The 15,847-nt window shown below is 62.7% G+C and carries 13 protein-coding genes; 10 read left to right on the top strand and 3 right to left on the bottom strand.

Translation table 11 applies throughout. The features are described from left to right. Nucleotides 1-7 precede the first annotated feature (7 nt). Nucleotides 8-901, bottom strand: a complete 894-nt coding sequence (locus tag NKG95_RS27910; protein ID WP_353018807.1) for an SDR family oxidoreductase — start codon at nucleotides 899-901, stop codon at nucleotides 8-10. Between the two features lie 129 nt (nucleotides 902-1,030). Here NKG95_RS27910 and NKG95_RS27905 point away from each other — a divergent pair, with 129 nt between their 5' ends. Both NKG95_RS27905 and glmU read left to right on the top strand, forming a co-directional pair. Next, nucleotides 1,031-1,978: an AraC family transcriptional regulator gene (locus tag NKG95_RS27905; RefSeq protein WP_352482204.1), complete on the top strand. Its 948-nt coding sequence runs from the start codon at nucleotides 1,031-1,033 to the stop codon at nucleotides 1,976-1,978. Nucleotides 1,979-2,108: 130 nt separating this feature from the next. Then, entirely contained in the window at nucleotides 2,109-3,470 is a 1,362-nt protein-coding gene (glmU, locus tag NKG95_RS27900) for a bifunctional UDP-N-acetylglucosamine diphosphorylase/glucosamine-1-phosphate N-acetyltransferase GlmU (RefSeq protein WP_353043082.1), read from the top strand. Nucleotide 3,471: 1 nt separating this feature from the next. Here glmU and NKG95_RS27895 read toward each other — a convergent pair whose 3' ends face one another. Then, complete coding sequence (locus NKG95_RS27895) at nucleotides 3,472-3,825, bottom strand: ADP-ribosylation/crystallin J1 (RefSeq protein WP_353043095.1); 354 nt, start codon at nucleotides 3,823-3,825, stop codon at nucleotides 3,472-3,474. A 228-nt stretch (nucleotides 3,826-4,053) separates the two neighbouring features. Here NKG95_RS27895 and glmS point away from each other — a divergent pair, with 228 nt between their 5' ends. Together glmS and NKG95_RS27885 are read left to right on the top strand one after the other, a co-directional pair. Continuing rightward, nucleotides 4,054-5,877 carry a glutamine--fructose-6-phosphate transaminase (isomerizing) gene (gene glmS / locus NKG95_RS27890; RefSeq protein ID WP_023720095.1) on the top strand — a complete coding sequence of 608 codons (1,824 nt, stop codon included), beginning with the start codon at nucleotides 4,054-4,056 and terminating at the stop codon, nucleotides 5,875-5,877. An 80-nt stretch (nucleotides 5,878-5,957) separates the two neighbouring features. Next, on the top strand, nucleotides 5,958-6,710 hold the full coding sequence (locus tag NKG95_RS27885) for a DUF502 domain-containing protein (protein WP_031194320.1): 753 nt from the start codon (nucleotides 5,958-5,960) through the stop codon (nucleotides 6,708-6,710). On the opposite strand, the gene recG is transcribed toward NKG95_RS27885, so the two are convergent. Then, nucleotides 6,662-8,770 carry an ATP-dependent DNA helicase RecG gene (gene recG / locus NKG95_RS27880; RefSeq protein ID WP_353043081.1) on the bottom strand — a complete coding sequence of 703 codons (2,109 nt, stop codon included), beginning with the start codon at nucleotides 8,768-8,770 and terminating at the stop codon, nucleotides 6,662-6,664. The two genes, NKG95_RS27885 and recG, sit on opposite strands and share 49 nt — an antisense overlap. Nucleotides 8,771-8,861: 91 nt before the next feature. On the opposite strand from recG, the gene NKG95_RS27875 reads away from it, so the two are divergent. The 6 genes from NKG95_RS27875 (at nucleotide 8,862) to NKG95_RS27850 (ending at nucleotide 15,847) form a co-directional block, all read left to right on the top strand. Beyond that, on the top strand, nucleotides 8,862-9,149 hold the full coding sequence (locus NKG95_RS27875) for a succinate dehydrogenase assembly factor 2 (RefSeq protein WP_353043080.1): 288 nt from the start codon (nucleotides 8,862-8,864) through the stop codon (nucleotides 9,147-9,149). 13 nt (nucleotides 9,150-9,162) lie between these two features. Further along, nucleotides 9,163-12,663, top strand: a complete 3,501-nt coding sequence (gene mfd, locus NKG95_RS27870) for a transcription-repair coupling factor (protein ID WP_352855387.1) — start codon at nucleotides 9,163-9,165, stop codon at nucleotides 12,661-12,663. A gap of 179 nt (nucleotides 12,664-12,842) precedes the next feature. Continuing rightward, on the top strand, nucleotides 12,843-14,216 hold the full coding sequence (locus NKG95_RS27865) for a class II 3-deoxy-7-phosphoheptulonate synthase (protein ID WP_353018815.1): 1,374 nt from the start codon (nucleotides 12,843-12,845) through the stop codon (nucleotides 14,214-14,216). A 147-nt stretch (nucleotides 14,217-14,363) separates the two neighbouring features. Then, nucleotides 14,364-14,783: a GFA family protein gene (locus NKG95_RS27860; RefSeq protein ID WP_352482212.1), complete on the top strand. Its 420-nt coding sequence runs from the start codon at nucleotides 14,364-14,366 to the stop codon at nucleotides 14,781-14,783. A gap of 76 nt (nucleotides 14,784-14,859) precedes the next feature. Then, entirely contained in the window at nucleotides 14,860-15,219 is a 360-nt protein-coding gene (locus NKG95_RS27855) for a diacylglycerol kinase (RefSeq protein ID WP_023720089.1), read from the top strand. Nucleotides 15,220-15,259: 40 nt separating this feature from the next. After that, nucleotides 15,260-15,847 (top strand): hemerythrin domain-containing protein, encoded by a 588-nt coding sequence (locus NKG95_RS27850; protein ID WP_023720088.1) that lies wholly within the window; start codon nucleotides 15,260-15,262, stop codon nucleotides 15,845-15,847.

Here is a 15,847-nt window from a genome sequence, read left to right as displayed (position 1 = left end):
GGTCCGTTCAGCCTCCGAAATAGCTTGGCTGGTCGATATCGACGATGAGCCCGGGTCCGCTCGGCGCCCAGCCCAGCAGCGCGCGGGTTCGCTCGCTTGAAGTCGGGACATCCATCGCCGCGAACATCGTGAACCAGCCAAAATGATCGCCGGCCTCTTCGGCGGACTTAGCGACGACCGGCACGTTCAGGCGCCGGCCGATCACGCCGGCGATGTCCTTGAACGGCACGCCTTCTTCGGCGATCGCGTGATAGCGCCCGCCACCGGCGCCATGCTCGAGCGCAAGCCGGTAGATGCGGGCGGCATCGAACCGATGCACGGCGGGCCAGCGATTGAGCCCTTCGCCGACATAGGCCGACACGCCCTTCTTGCGAGCAAGGTCGATGAGGATCGGAACAAAGGCGTGGTCGCCCTGGCCATGGACCGACGGCGGAAGGCGGACAACCGACGCGCACACCCCGCGTGCCGCCAGCGCGGCGGCTGTCGCTTCGGAGGCGCGGGGATACGAAGCGGAAGCGGGGACAGGCGCATCTTCCTCCGTCGCGATACGGCCCCGCGCCTGGAGCGCGGTTCCGGAGGTGACGAGCAGGGGGCGCTCGGAGCCTTTGAGTGCACCGCCCATCGCCTCGATGGCGCGCCGGTCCATTTCGCAGTTTTGCGCGAACTTCGAAAAGTCATGGTTGAACCCGGTGTGGATCACCGCATCGGCGGCTGCCGCACCCCTGCGCAGGTTCTCCAGGTCTTCGAGGTCGCCTCGATGCACCTCGGCCCCAGTGGCGGCAAGCGACTTGGCCGACGCATTCGAGCGGGCGAGGCCGAGCACCCGATGGCCGACGCCGATGAGTTCTTGAACGACGGCAGAACCGACGAATCCGGTCGCTCCGGTAACGAAAACACGCATCACGACTTCTCCTTGTTCATTTCTGACCACGACCATGTTCGCGGCCCGGTGACGTCGTGATAGGCGCTTGAGAAAATACGATCTATGCGGTAAAGTCCATATTATCTTCGCAATCGTCCGGAATGACCCATGGATCCCCTTTCAGATGTGCTCTCGCTGCTGAAGCCGCGAAACTATATGTCGGCCGGCTTCGATGCAGGTGGTGAATGGTCGATCCAGTTCCCCGACCAGCAGCAAAGCATCAAGACGGGAGCGGTGGTCTCGGGCCGGTGCTGGCTGTCGGTGGAGGGCGTTGCCGACGCAGTGCACCTTGAGACGGGGGACTGTTTCCTGCTGCCGAGCGGACGGCCTTTCCGCCTTGCAAGCGACATGGGCCTGGCGCCTGTTGAAGCCGTCAAGATTTTTCCGCCAGCGCGAGCCGGCGGTGTCGTGACCCACAATGGCGGCGGTGATTTCTTTCTGGTCAGCAGCCGCTTCGCGCTTGGCGGCAATCATGCCGGCATCCTGTTGCGGATGCTGCCAGCCATTGTGCATATCCGCAAAGAGTCGGACCAGTCTGCGCTGCGCTGGTCGGTGGAGCGGATGATGCAGGAGCTGCGCGAGCCACAACCGGGCGGCTTTCTGGTGATCCGGCACCTCGCCCACATGATGCTGGTTCAGGCGCTGCGGCTGCATCTTTCGGAAGGATTGAAAGGTGGCATCGGCTGGCTCTTTGCCCTGGCGGACAAACAGATGGGCGCGGCGATCAGCGCCATGCACGACGATCCGGCGCATGGCTGGACGTTACAGGAGCTGGCGGAACGGGCCGGCATGTCGCGATCGACCTTTGCGCTTAGATTCAAGGAGACGGTCGGCGCATCGCCCATGGACTATTTGACGCGCTGGCGAATGCTGCTGGCCGGCGACCGGCTGACGAATTCCAGCGATCCCGTCGCCGTCATCGCGCTGTCGCTCGGTTACGAATCCGAAAGCGCCTTCAGCACAGCCTTCAAGCGGGTCATGAACTGTTCGCCACGGCAATACGGTCGTGGCCGAGCCCCCGGCTTCGCATCACGCAACGAGGCGGAAGCCGCCTGAGCCGATCGGCTTGAGCGTCTCGCGGGTTGGAGGTTCCACCGTCTCACCGGAATTTAACCGCATTGGTGCAGCATGGCGCCGGTGCTACTAACGCTTCGATTCCAGACTCCTTTCAACGGTTGCTGTCCCCATGAGCCAGAGATCCTGCCTGTCCATCATCCTCGCTGCCGGTGAAGGCACGCGCATGAAGAGTGCGGTGCCGAAAGTGCTGCACACAATCGCCGGCCTGCCAATGGTTGCCCACGTCGTCAAGGCGGCTGAAGCCGCCGGCAGCGGTGATCTGGCGCTGGTGATCGGCCATGGCGCCGACGAGATGCGCAAGGCGGCACTCAAGTTCGCGCCGAAGGTCGAGACTTTTGTTCAGGAAAAGCGCCTCGGCACCGCGCACGCCGTGCTTGCCGCGCGGGCAGCGATATCAAGGGGTTATGATGACATCCTGGTGATGTTTGGCGACACGCCGTTAATCGATCCGGAAGCACTGGCGGCGGCGCGGCTGAAGCTGGCCGAAGGTGCGGCTGTCGTCGTGGTCGGCTTCCGTACGGAAAATCCTTCGGGCTACGGCCGGCTTATCGAAAAGGCCGGCAAGCTCGTCGCCATCCGCGAGGAGAAGGACTGTTCGGACGAGGAGAAGAAAATCACCTTCTGCAATGGCGGGCTGATGGCGGTCGCCGGCAGGCATGCGCTGAAGCTGCTCGATCAAGTCGGCAGCAAGAACGCCAAGGGCGAGTATTATCTCACCGACATCGTCGAGATCGCCGCTGCGCAAGGACTTGATGTCGTCGCCATCGAAGCCAGTTTCGAAAATGCCCTCGGCATCAACAACCGCGCCGAGCTTGCCCAGGCGGAAGGCATCTGGCAGGCGCGCCGGCGGCATGAAGCGATGCTTTCCGGCGTGACGCTGATTGCGCCAGAAACCGTGTTCTTCTCGCACGACACCGATATCGGCGCCGATACGATCATCGAGCCCAATGTCTGGTTCGGGCCGGGCGTGAAAATCGCCACGGGCGCCAAGATCCATGCCTTCAGCCATATCGAAGGCGCAACCATCGCGTCGAATTGCGATGTCGGGCCGTTCGCGCGGCTGCGGCCCGGGGCCGATCTGAGAAACAAAGCCAAGGTCGGCAATTTCTGCGAGGTAAAGCAAGCGATCGTCGAGGAGGGCGCCAAGATCAACCACCTGACCTATATCGGCGATGCCCGCATCGGCGCAGGCGCCAATATCGGCGCCGGCACCATCACCTGCAATTATGACGGTTATTCGAAATTCTTCACCGATATCGGCGAGGGCGCCTTCGTCGGCTCGAATTCCTCGCTGGTGGCGCCGGTGTCGATCGGCAAGGGCGGCTACATCGCCTCGGGCAGCGTCATCACCGAAAGCGTGCCCGACGATGCACTGGCCTTCGGCCGTGCCCGCCAGCGGACGCTGCCCGGCAAGGGCAAGGAGTTGCGCGAACGGTTCGCTTCGGCCGCGGCTGCCCACAAAAAAGGATAGCCTAGCGGAACTCAGCGACAAGCTGGATTTCCCCAACGATTGCATCGTTGAAGGCGGACAGGTCTTCGGCCGGGATCCAGTATTCCAGATGCGCCCGGCTGCCGGCATGCTGGACGCTGTAACGGTCCAGAAAGCTGCGGCGCACCTCGAAACGGGTCACGAAATCTGATCCGCTCGCGGGCACATTCCAGTCTCGGGCGATCTGGGTGGCATAGGCCTCGCTCGTTTCCGGATAGAAGATCGGCTGATCGGCAAGTCGAGGAGGAAAGGCGCGCATCCCTGAACTCTGGATCAACTCCAGTTCGCGTGGCCCAACCGGACGCCAAAGTGTCACCGTGTCAATTCGTTCGTTCATGGCCGCATCATGTCTTTGACTGATTTCAGGAGCCTTTGAGGCGAGATAGGATATATGAGCGGAGAAACTGAGCAATTGCAGTAACCGGATTGCAAGAGCGCTCTGTGATGGTGCATCTGTGCAGGATAGTCCGGCTGATATATCGGACGAAATGGAATGTGATTTTTCGCGGTCGCCAGGCAGTCTCTAAATAGTGCCGGGTTTGAAGTCAGAGTCGGGGGAAGCGCCATGTGCGGTATCGTTGGAATAGTCGGTAACTCGCCGGTCGCGCCGCTTATCGTCGATGCGCTGAAAAGGCTCGAATATCGCGGCTATGATTCGGCCGGCGTCGCGACCATCGATCATGGCCATCTCGCCCGTCGCCGTGCCGAAGGCAAGCTGATCAATCTCGAGCGCCGGCTGAAGGACGAACCGCTCGGTGGCACGATCGGCATCGGCCACACGCGCTGGGCAACGCATGGCGTGCCGAACGAGACCAATGCGCATCCGCATTTTTCCGACGGGCTCGCCATCGTCCATAACGGCATTATCGAGAATTTCGCCGAATTGCGCGATGAGTTGATCCGCGACGGCTATACGTTTTCCTCGCAGACCGACACCGAGGTCGTCGCCCATCTGGTGGCGCGCGAACTGGCCAGGGGCCTGAAGCCGGTCGAGGCCGCGCATCAGGCGCTGAAGCGGCTGGAAGGCGCCTTTGCGCTGGCCATCATGTTTAAGGGCGACGAGGATCTGATCGTCGGCGCCCGCAATGGCCCGCCGCTGGCCGTCGGACATGGCGATGGCGAGATGTTCCTGGGCTCCGACGCCATCGCGCTTGCCCCGTTCACCAACTCGATCACCTATCTGGAAGACGGCGACTGGGCGGTAGTGCGCCGCAACGACGTTGCCATCTTCGACATGGACGGCAACAAGGTCGACCGCAAACGCCAGCAGTCGCTCAGCACGAGCTTCATGGTCGACAAGGGCAACCGGCGCCATTTCATGGAAAAGGAAATCCACGAACAGCCGGAAGTGATCTCGCACACGCTGGCACATTATGTGGATTTCGTCGGTGGCGTCTCGAAGCCGCTCGACCTGCCATTCGATTTCGCCAAGATCGACCGGCTGGCGATTTCGGCCTGTGGCACCGCTTATCTCGCCGGGTTGATCAGCAAATACTGGTTCGAGCGCTATGCGCGGCTGCCGGTCGACATCGATGTCGCCTCGGAGTTCCGCTACCGCGAGATGCCGCTGTCGAAGACCGATGCCGCCTTCTTTATCTCGCAATCGGGCGAGACGGCGGACACACTGGCGTCGCTGCGCTACTGCCGCAAGGCCGGCATGAAGATCGGTGTTGTGGTCAATGTGCGCGAATCGACCATGGCGCGCGAATCCGACGTCATCCTGCCGACACTGGCCGGCCCGGAGATCGGCGTCGCCTCGACCAAGGCGTTCACCTGCCAGCTCTCCGTGCTGGCTTCGCTGGCGGTGCGAGCTGGTATGGCGCGTGGGACCATTTCGCCCGAGCAGGAGAAGACACTGGTGCGCGCGCTATCCGAAGCGCCGCGTTACGCCAACCAGGTGCTGAAGCTCGATGGGCAGATCGAAAAGATCGCTCGCGACCTCTCGCACTACAAGAATGTACTTTACCTCGGCCGCGACACCAATTTTCCGCTGGCCATGGAAGGCGCGCTGAAGCTCAAGGAAATTTCCTATATCCACGCCGAAGGCTATGCCGCCGGCGAGCTGAAGCACGGGCCGATCGCACTGATCGATGAGAACATGCCTGTCATCGTCATCGCCCCGCACGACCGCATCTTCGAAAAGACGGTGTCGAACATGCAAGAGGTGGCGGCGCGCGGCGGCAAGATCATCCTGATCACCGACAGCAAGGGCGCTGCACACGCTACGGTGAAGACGATGGAGACGATCGTTTTGCCGGACGTGCCGGAAATCATCTCGCCGATCATCTACGCGCTGCCGATCCAGATGCTCGCCTATTTCACCGCCGTGTTCATGGGCACGGACGTCGACCAGCCTCGCAACCTGGCGAAATCGGTAACGGTGGAATAGGTCTCGTTTAAAAACTTCGCAATTCCAAAGCGCCTTCGGGTTCAGTAGTGTCGCGTTGCAAACACACGCTGCGGTGAACCATGTCGGATGCTCTCAAGACCTCAGGCATGACCCGGCTGAGAAACTATTTCCTGACCGGCTTCGTCGTTTGCGCGCCATTGGCGATCACCGCCTACATTGCCTGGTCGCTTATCGGCTGGGTCGATTCCTGGGTGAAACCCTACATCCCGGTACGCTACAATCCGGACACCTACCTGCCGTTTCCAGTGCCGGGTTTTGGGCTGATCGTTGCCCTGATCCTCATCACCTTTATCGGTTTCCTGACAGCCAATATCGTCGGTCGCGCCATCGTCAACTTCGGCGAGCGCCTGCTTGGCCGCATGCCGCTGGTGCGCGGCATCTACGGCTCGCTGAAGCAGATTTTCGAGACCGTGCTGTCGAACAAGGGCGACATGTTCCGCCAGGTCGGGTTGGTCGAATATCCGCGCAAGGGGGTCTGGTCGCTGGTCTTCGTCGCCAGCGAGAAGGAAACCGAGATCAACCAGAAGCTCGACCAGCAAGGCGATCCGCTGATTGCGGTGTTCATGCCGTGTACGCCTAACCCGACTACGGGCTTTCTGATGTATGTACCGAAATCCGACATCGTGCTGCTCGACATGACGATCGAGGACGGAGCCAAGCTGATCGTTTCGGCCGGCCTGGTGGCGCCGGCGGTCAAAATGGTGACGGTGAACGGCGAGCAGATCCACGGCGCGCTCGCCAATCCGCCGCTCGACGCGATGCCTCAGCCGGCGCGCAGGAGCCGCACGGCCTCGTCGCGGCCGAATAGATAGAGCAGCAGGCGCAGCGCCGTGCCGCGTTCGGACTGCAGTTCCGGATCACGCGACAGGATCAGCCGCGCATCGTCGCGGGCGGCCTCGAGCAGGTCGGCATGCGCCTCGATGCGCGCCACCTGGAAGCCCGGCGTGCCGGATTGGCGGGTGCCGAGCAACTCGCCTTCGCCGCGCAGCTTCAGATCCTCTTCGGCGATGCGGAAGCCGTCCTCGGTCTCGCGCATCACCGACAGCCGGCGTTTGGCCGTCTCGCCAATCGGGTCCTTGTAGAGCAGCACGCAGGACGACGGCTTGTCGCCGCGCCCGACCCGGCCGCGCAATTGGTGCAACTGGGCAAGGCCAAAACGCTCGGCATGCTCGATGACCATGATTGTTGCGTCAGGCACATCGACGCCGACCTCGATCACCGTGGTGGCGATCAGGATGCGCGTTTCACCCTGCTTGAAGGCGCGCATCGCCTCGTCCTTGTCGGCGCCCTTCATGCGGCCATGCACCAGGCCAATCCGATCACCGAACAGCGGCTTCAGCGAGGCAAAACGGTCCTCGGCCGACATCAGCTTGATCTCCTCGGATTCCTCAACCAGCGGACAGATCCAGTAGATTTTCTGGCCATCGGCGACAGCGTCGAGCATGCGGCCGATCAGCTCGTCGAGCCGTTCAAGCGGCAAGGTGACGGTGCGGATCGGCTGGCGGCCGGCCGGCTTTTCCGTCAGCTTCGACACGTCCATGTCGCCGAAGGCAGTCAGCACCAGCGTCCGCGGTATCGGCGTTGCCGTCATCACCAGCATGTCGGGCGCATCGCCCTTGGCGGTGATGGCAAGGCGCTGGTGGACGCCGAAACGGTGCTGCTCGTCGACGACGGCGAACACGAGGTCATGGAACGTCACCGTTTGCTGGAACAGCGCATGGGTGCCGACGACGATGTCGATGTCGCCATTGGCCAGCCCGGTCAGCGTGTCGGCGCGCTCGCGGCCGTTTTCGCGGCCGGTGAGGATGGCGACGCGCAAGCCGGACCGTTCCGCCAACGGCGCAATCGTTGCCAGATGCTGGCGCGCCAGGATTTCGGTCGGCGCCATCAATGCCGCCTGGCCGCCGGCCTCGACGGCACGCGCCATGGCAAGCAGCGCGACCACCGTCTTGCCGGAGCCGACATCGCCCTGCAAAAGGCGCAGCATGCGTTCGGGGTCGCCGAGATCGGCGTTGATTTCGGCAAGCGCCATTTCCTGCGACGTGGTCAGCGAATAAGGGAGTGCCGCGCGCAATTGTTCGACTATGCGGCCGTCGCCAACGAGTGGCCGGCCCGATAATCGGCGGACCTTGGCCCGGACCAGCGCCAGCGATACCTGGCCGGCCAAGAACTCGTCATAGGCAAGGCGCCGCCACGCCGCGCCGTCGACGGAGACGTCGATCGGGTCGGCAGGATTGTGGACCCGGGTGAGCGCATCGCCGAAAGCAGGAAAGGCGTGGCGGCGCCGGAACTCGCCGTCCTGCCATTCGGGCAGCACCGGCAGGCGGGCCAGCGCTTGGCCAATCGCCCGGCGCAGCACCTTGCCCGAGAGCCCGGCGGTCAGCGGATAGACCGGCTCGACCAATGGGAGGTTTTCTGCGTCGCCGGCAAGTGCGATATGGTCGGGATGAACCATGGTCGGGCGGCCGTTGAACCATTCCATGCGGCCCGAGACGACGACATGCTCGCCTACGGGCATCGCTTTTTCGAGATAGGCGGCATGGGCATGGAAGAAGGTCAGCGCGATCTCGCCAGTGTCGTCATGGGCGTAGACCCGGTAGGGTACCGACCTGTTGCCACGCGGCGGCGGCTGGTGGCGGTCGATGCGCACATCGAGCGTGACGATTGCGCCCTCGGCCGAACCGGCGATGCCCGGCCGGTTGCGGCGATCGATGACAGTATGCGGCAGCACGAACAAGAGGTCGCCGGCGCGCGCTGCCCGGTCGCCGAGATCCGCCGCCACGACTTTCTCGATCAATACGCCAACCTTCGACCCGACGCCGGCAAGCGAGGTGATCGGGACAAACAGCGGATCGAGGAGGGAGGGACGCATGATGTCAGCTTATGTTGCGCCGGCCGGAGCGCAAGGCTGACACCGCCTTCTATCCACGCTATATGCGCCGCCTGGGCAAGGATGTTGCACGATGACCGGAACGACTCGATCAAGCGAGGAGCTCGATACCCGCCGCCGCAAGCTTCTGTTTCGTTCGTGGCACCGCGGCATGCGCGAGATGGACCTGATACTCGGCAGCTTCGCCGATGCCGAGATCGGCGCCTTGACCGGCGACGAAATCGACCAATATGAGAGGCTTCTCGACATTCCCGACACCGAATTCCTGCCTATCGTCACCGGCGAGCGCCCGGTTCCGACGGATATAGATTGTGCCGTCCTGCAAAAAATCCTGGCTTCGTGCCGGGACATGACCTTCTGAACAACGTGTAGCCATGAGCCTTATCCCTACGATCGGTCTGCCGAAAGGCCGCGCCGGCCAGTTCATTGTCGATGGCGTCGCCGACGGCTACGAAGCCTTTGCGCTGGTGCAGGCTGCGCACGAGATCGCCCCTGACAAGCCGGTGCTTTTCGTGGCACGCGACGGCCAGCGTCTGCCGGCGATCGTCGAGGCGCTTGCCTTTGCCGCGCCGGGCCTGCCGGTGCTGGAACTGCCGGCCTGGGATTGCCTGCCTTACGACCGCGTCTCGCCCGGCGCCGATGCCGCCGCAAGGCGGCTCGATGCGCTGGCAGCAATGATTGCGCTGGCGAAGAGGCCGCACCGCGCCGTCATTCTCACCACCGCGAATGCGTTGCTTCAGCGCATTCCGCCGGCGGAACTCGTCGAGGCGCAGACCTTTCACGCCAAGCCCGGTAACCAGATCGACATGAACGTACTGGTGTCGCGGCTGGAGACGTCCGGCTTCGAGCGGGTACCGACGGTGCGCGGCATCGGCGAATTTGCAGTGCGGGGCGGCATCCTCGATCTCTTCGCGCCCGGATGGGCGGAGGCGCTGCGCCTCGATTTCTTCGGCGATACGCTGGAATCGATCCGCGTCTTTGACACCGCAACACAGAGAACCACCGGCCAGCGCAAGTCGATGGCGTTGCAGGCGATGAGCGAGGTGGCGCTGACGCCGGAAACCATCAGCCGCTTCCGCCGTGCCTATATCGAAGCCTTTGGCGCACCCTCGCGCGATGATGGGCTCTATGCGGCGGTCAGCGAGGGCAGGCGGTTTGCCGGCATGGAGCACTGGCTGCCGTTCTTCTATGAGCGGCTGGAAACCGTCTTCGACTATCTACCCGACGCGCCTGTGGTTTTCGACCATCTGGCGCATGAGGCACTGGCCGAGCGCCACACTCTGATCCTCGACCACTACGAAGCGCGCAAGAAGCAGGCCGACGGCGCCTTGAAGGACGCGGTGCCCTACAAGCCGGTGCCGCCGGATCTGCTCTATCTGTCGCCAGAGAACCTGATTGCCTCGCTTGGCCCGCGCGAAGCAATAGACTTCACGTCGTTCGATGCGCCCGATGCCGGTGCGAAAAAGGTGTTCCATGCCGGCTCGCGCCACGGCCGCAGCTTCGTCGAGGAACGCGCCGACCCTAGCGCCAACGTTTTCGACGTCGTCGTAAAACACATTTCCGACGAGCGCGCTGCACGCCGCCGCGTCATCGTCGCCGGCTGGACCGAGGGTTCGCTCGACCGGCTTGGTCAGATCCTGGCCGAGCATCATCTTGGCAATCTGAAGCCGGTGGCGACGCTTGCCGAAGCCGAAAGGCTTGAGCCGGGGCAGGCGGGACTGGCCGTGCTGCCGCTCGAATCCGGCTTCGAGACGGAGAAACTGGTCGTTGTCGCCGAGCAGGACATTCTCGGCGACCGGCTGATCCGACGGTCGAAGCGCAAGAAGCGCGCGTCCGACTTCATCGCCGAGGCTTCGGCGTTGTCCTCGGGCGATATTGTCGTCCATTCCGATCATGGCATTGGCCGTTTCATCGGGTTGCGTACCATCGAGGCGGTTGGTGCGCCTCACGATTGCCTCGAAATCCACTATGCCGGCGATGATCGGCTGTTCCTGCCTGTGGAAAACATCGAGCTGCTGTCGCGCTATGGCTCGGATTCGGCCGAGGCGACGCTCGACAAGCTTGGCGGCGGCGCCTGGCAATCGCGCAAGGCGCGGCTGAAGAAGCGCCTGCTCGACATGGCCGGGCAGCTGATCCGCATCGCCGCCGAGCGGCAGATGCGGGCCGCACCGGCGCTGGTGCCGGCGGAAGGCCTCTATGGCGAGTTTGCAGCGCGTTTTCCCTATGAGGAGACCGATGACCAGCAGACGGCGATCGATTCGGTCATGGATGATCTAGGCGCCGGAAAGCCGATGGACCGGCTGATCTGCGGCGATGTCGGCTTCGGCAAGACCGAAGTTGCACTTCGCGCCGCCTTCATCGCGGCGATGGAAGGCGTTCAGGTGGCGGTGGTGGTGCCGACGACATTGTTGTCGCGCCAGCATTTCAAGACCTTCTCGCAGCGCTTCTCGGGCCTGCCGATCCGTGTCGCCCAGGCCTCGCGGCTGGTCGGCGCCAAGGAACTGGCCGAGGCCAAGAAGGGCATCGCCGAAGGTCAGGTTGACATTGTCGTCGGCACGCACGCGCTGCTCGGCTCCTCGATCTCGTTCAAGAATCTCGGCCTGCTGATCATCGACGAGGAGCAGCATTTCGGCGTCAAGCACAAGGAACGGCTGAAAGACCTGAAGACCGACGTCCACGTCCTGACTTTGTCGGCGACGCCGATCCCGCGAACGTTGCAGCTTGCCTTGACCGGCGTGCGCGAGCTGTCGCTGATCGCTACGCCGCCGGTCGACCGCATGGCAGTGCGCACCTTCATCTCGCCCTTCGATCCGCTGGTCATCCGCGAAACGTTGCTGCGCGAGCGCTACCGTGGCGGCCATTCCTTCTATGTCGTGCCACGCATCAGCGATCTGGCGGAAATCCGTGATTTTCTGCGCGAATCCGTGCCTGAGCTGAAAGTGGCGGTGGCGCATGGCCAGATGCCGCCCGGTGAACTCGACGACATCATGAATGCTTTTTATGATGGTCAGTACGATGTGCTTTTGTCGACCACCATCGTCGAATCCGGCCTCGATATCCCGACCGCCAACACGCTGATCGTGCACCGCGCCGATATGTTCGGACTGTCGCAGCTCTATCAGCTGCGCGGCCGTGTCGGCCGTTCGAAGGTGCGCGCCTACGCGCTGTTCACGCTGCCCGCCAACCGCAAGCTCACTGACACCGCCGAGCGTCGGCTGAAAGTGCTGCAGTCGCTCGATACGCTGGGCGCCGGTTTCCAGCTGGCCAGCCACGACCTGGATATTCGCGGCGCCGGCAATCTGCTCGGCGAAGAGCAGTCGGGCCACATCAAGGAGGTTGGTTTTGAACTCTACCAGCAGATGCTGGAAGAGGCGGTGGCCGAAGTGAAGGATTCCGGCGAGGTGCAGGACGGCGGCTGGTCGCCGCAGATCGCCGTCGGCACAGCGGTGATGATCCCGGAAAGCTATGTCCCGGATCTGCAGCTCAGGCTGGCGCTCTATCGCCGTCTTGGCGATCTCGAAAATACGGAAGAGATCGATGCTTTCGGCGCCGAGCTGATCGACCGGTTCGGGACGCTGCCGGAAGAGGTAAAACATCTGTTGAAGATCGTCTTCATCAAGGCGCTTTGCCGCAAGGCCAACGTCGAGAAGCTCGACGCCGGGCCGAAAGGCGTCGTCATCCATTTCCGCAAGCGGGAATTCCCCAATCCGGTCGGGCTGGTCAAGCTCATCGGCGAACAGGGCTCGCTGGCCAAGATCCGGCCCGACCAGAGCGTCGTCTTCAGCCGCGACTGGCCGACCCCCGAAAAGCGGCTGGCAGGCTCGGCGGTTGTCATGACGCAGTTGGCACGGCTGGTGGAGAAGGCGGCGGCGTAGCAGGGTGTCGCTGGTGCTCTGGGCACAGCCGCACCGGCACTTTCACCGTGCCGTGCCCATTCGCCACGCGGCCAATTCCGGTCTAGAATAGGAAATCGGCTTCGTGTATGGAGCCGCGACCCCATATTGGGCGGATTGGCGGGCGATGGCGTCCGTGCGAAAGAGCGTTGGGTGCTTCGATGACGAAATGGTCGCCGAATTCGTGGAGAGCTAAGCCGATCCAGCAGGTTCCTGCCTATCCGGACCTTGTCGCGCTGAGGAACACGGAAGCCCAGCTCGCCACCTTTCCGCCGTTGGTTTTTGCAGGTGAGGCGCGCAAGCTGAAGAAGCAGCTTGCAGCCGTCGCTGCCGGGGACGCATTCCTTCTGCAGGGTGGCGATTGCGCCGAGAGCTTCGCCGAGCATGGCGCCGACAATATCCGCGACTTCTTCCGCGTCTTTTTGCAGATGTCGGTGGTACTGACCTTCGCCGGCGCGCAGCCGGTGGTGAAGGTCGGCCGTGTCGCCGGCCAGTTCGCCAAGCCGCGCTCGTCCGACAATGAGACCAAGGGCGGTGTGACGCTGCCCAGCTATCGCGGCGACATCATCAATGGCATCGAGTTCGATGCCAAGTCGCGCATTCCCGATCCTGCGCGGCAGGAGATGGCGTACCGCCAGTCGGCGGCGACGCTCAACCTGTTGCGCGCCTTCGCCCAGGGCGGCTACGCCAGCCTGGAGAACGTGCATCAATGGATGCTCGGCTTCGTGTCCGACAGCCCGCAGGGCGAGAAATACGAGTCGCTCGCCAACCGCATCACCGAGACGATGGACTTCATGAAGGCCGTCGGCATCACCTCGGAGACCAATTACGCGCTACGCGAGACCGATTTCTACACCAGCCATGAGGCGCTGCTGCTCGGTTATGAAGAGGCGCTGACTCGCGTCGATTCGACTTCGGGCGACTGGTACGCCACCTCCGGCCACATGATCTGGATCGGCGATCGCACGCGCCAACCCGACCATGCGCATGTCGAATATTGCCGCGGCATCAAGAACCCGCTCGGCCTGAAATGTGGCCCGTCGCTGACGCCGGACGGCCTGTTGCAGCTCATCGACCTGCTCAATCCGGAGAACGAGCCTGGCCGGCTGACGCTGATCGCCCGCTTCGGCTCCGACAAGGTCGCCGACCATCTGCCCAAGCTGGTGCGAGCGGTGCAGAAGGAAGGCCGCAGCGTGGTGTGGTCTTCTGATCCGATGCATGGCAACACCATCGAGGCCGCCGGCTACAAGACACGGCCGTTCGACCGCATCCTGAAGGAGGTGCAGACATTCTTCGAGGTGCATCGCGCCGAAGGCACGCATCCCGGCGGCATCCACATCGAGATGACGGGCAAGAACGTCACCGAATGCACCGGTGGTGCCCGCGCCATCACCGCCGAGGAACTGCAGGATCGCTACCACACCCATTGCGATCCGCGCCTCAACGCCGACCAGGCGATCGAGCTGGCCTTCCTGGTATCCGATCTGCTCAAGAAGAGCCATCCGGTCCAGCACAAGCAGGCCGTCAACGGCTGATGCGATCTGAACTTTGATGTATTGAAAAAGCGCCGGAAAAATCCGGCGCTTTTTGTATTCAATCCGGCGGGTGTCGCATTTGCTGGCGCGTAACGCGCGCAAAACTGGAATCCTGCCAAGCGATGGCAATTGCATTGGGAGGCCGAGATGGCTGACAGTCACAGCGGATCATGCTTGTGCGGGGCAGTGCGGTTGCAGACGCGAGGACCGCTACGCGGCGTTATCTACTGCCATTGCTCGCAGTGCCGAAAGCAGAGCGGGCATTTTTATGCCGCGACCAATGTCGCCGATCGCGACATCACAATCGCCGGCGCAGAGAACGTCACCTGGTACGAGGCATCTTCGTTTGCCAGGCGCGGTTTCTGCAAGACATGCGGATCGCTGCTGTTCTGGAAACCGATGGAGGGTGGCTACGTTTCGGTCATGGCCGGCCTGTTCGACGCGCCAACCGGACTTCAAGGGGAATGTCATATCTTCGTCGGCGACAAGGGCGATTACTACGCGATCGACGATGGGCTGCCGCAGTTCGAGAAGTCGACGCCGTCGATCAAGGTAGCAGACGGCTGATTTTTGAAGAGGCCGCCTTATTCCCTTGATCCAGCCATTGCGCTATCCCCTGCCGGTGATTCCGAAGGGTTTTGGCATGCAGCGGCTGATCGACGCTTTTTACAATTCGGTGCGGGCGTTTCGCAAACTGGCCGCCGGCGAGGAGGCCTTCCAGCTGGAACTGGTCCTGCTTGTGCTTGCGCTGCCGCTCGGCTGGTTCCTTTCAGAATCGTGGCGCGGCTATGCCCTGCTGATCGGTGCGGTGCTGCTCATGATCATGATCGAAGTGCTGAACACCGGCATTGAGGCGGCATGCGACGCGTTCAGCCGCGAATTCAACATCGACATCCAGCTAGCCAAGGATTGCGGTTCGCTGGCGGTGCTGATTTCGGTGGTGATCGTCGCCGGCGTCTGGGGCGTCGCAGTCATCGAGCGCATCGTTGGGGTACCGATCTGAGGTTTCAGGCACCACATGCCGGTTAATCGAGGAGACCGATATGGCCGATACCGCCGGATTTCTGCTGCTTGAACGTGAGGGCCTGCCGGACGATCTGCGCTGGCTGGTGGAAAAATATCCGCGCGAGGACTGGCAGGCGCATGCCAACATCCACGGCATGGCCAATATGTGGCTGCAGCGGCACGACATGTTCCGCGACCTTGGCGGCATGCTCACCAACGGCATTGGCGATTATCGTGAGGGCAGGCTGAACGCGCCGGAATTCGCACGCTGGTTCGCGCCGCGCCTCAATCATTTCCTCGGCAATCTCGATGGCCACCACAATGTCGAGGACCATCACTATTTCCCGGTCTTCGCCAGGGCCGAGACTCGTCTGAAGCGCGGCTTCGAAATCCTGGATGCCGATCACCACACAATCCATGAGGGACTGGAGCGCAATGCCGAGGCGGCAAATGCCTTCATCGGCACGCTTCAGGAGAGCGAGGACAAACAGCGCTTCGCCGCCGATGCCTATGCCGACGAGAACAGCCGGCTGATCGCCATGTTGACCCGGCATCTTGCCGACGAGGAAGACCTGATCATTCCGCTGATCCTCGAGAAGGGCGACCGCGCGCTCGGCATTGATTGA

Source organism: Mesorhizobium sp. M1423 (assembly GCF_040317575.1).
Lineage (GTDB): Bacteria > Pseudomonadota > Alphaproteobacteria > Rhizobiales > Rhizobiaceae > Mesorhizobium.
The sequence above is the reverse complement of the archived record's forward strand: the minus strand, read 5'-3'. Positions and strand labels throughout refer to the sequence as shown.